Here is a 662-nt window from a genome sequence, read left to right on the forward strand (position 1 = left end):
CGCTATGCACTGCCCTGGAACGACATCGAGTATGTTCATCCCGGCCGGCTTGCAGTCGAATTCGGAAACTTCAGCGTCACGTTCAGCGTCACGGTTCAGGCCCTCCACTTCTTTCAGACCGTCGATGGGCGCCCCATAGATCTACCGTTCACAATGTTCGGCCCACGCGGAATGAATCAAGCCGCAACCCAGGATGCCAACAAGGTCCTTAATGCTTGTTCCCGCTATACGAGCATCGCCTGACCGACAGCCTTCCTTCACATGAAGTGGCGGTTCCGGATCCCGCAATCGGCACGACACGACTCAAGGATGGACGCATCGCCCGCGTAAGAACGAATCGGCGTCCCGGACAGGGTGCCCCTCTGACACGACCTCAGCGTCTTGGGCAGTTGCGCTGACTAGGCCTAGATCCGTCGCGCTGGCCGTCCCCCTGCGAAGCGGTGAACGAGCCCCAGCCCTGTCTCGGCAATTTATCCCAACTTGTGTCGCTGGAGTGCCAACACACCCGTTCAGTTCGTCGACGCAGGCCGCGCCGCTGAAGCGCTGGTTCCCAAATCAGGCGGGACCGAGTGACGCGTCACTCGTTTCGGTCAGAAGAGATCGCAAGGCCACAAAAGCATCATCGTCAATCGGCCGCACGATCATGCTTCCGACGACGACGG

1 protein-coding gene is annotated in these 662 nt (G+C 59.8%); it reads left to right on the plus strand.

Annotated elements, in window-relative coordinates:
• A partial coding sequence (locus JF66_RS24705; RefSeq protein ID WP_035880580.1) for a hypothetical protein occupies nt 1–243 on the plus strand: 243 nt, incomplete at its 5' end.
• Nucleotides 244–662 lie beyond the last annotated feature (419 nt).

This window comes from Cryobacterium sp. MLB-32, assembly GCF_000738085.1.
Taxonomy (GTDB): domain Bacteria; phylum Actinomycetota; class Actinomycetes; order Actinomycetales; family Microbacteriaceae; genus Cryobacterium.